General features: G+C 70.1%; 1 protein-coding gene. It reads left to right on the plus strand.

Annotated elements, in window-relative coordinates; translation table 11 throughout:
- Positions 1 to 288, plus strand: a 288-nt coding sequence (locus tag MXD61_RS05910; protein WP_285223166.1) for a beta-ketoacyl synthase N-terminal-like domain-containing protein, incomplete at both ends; no start/stop codon positions are given.

A 288-nucleotide genomic window follows, 5' to 3' on the forward strand; every position in this document is an offset into this window, starting at 1 on the left:
GCAGCGGCTGCTGCTGACCACGTCGTGGGAGGCGTTCGAGCGGGCCGGGATCGACCCGGGGACGTTGCGAGGCAGCCAGACCGGGGTGTTCGTCGGCCTCATGTCGCAGGACTACGCGGCGCGGATCACCACCGTTCCCGAGGATCTCGAGGGCTATCTGGGCACCGGTACCGCGGGCAGCGTCGTCTCCGGTCGTCTGGCCTACACCTTCGGTCTGGAGGGGCCGGCGGTGACGGTGGACACGGCGTGTTCGTCGTCGTTGGTGGCGTTGCATCTGGCGGTGCGGGC

Origin of the sequence: Frankia sp. AgPm24 (genome assembly GCF_023243055.1) — a bacterium.
GTDB classification, from domain to species: Bacteria; Actinomycetota; Actinomycetes; order Frankiales; family Frankiaceae; genus Frankia; species Frankia umida.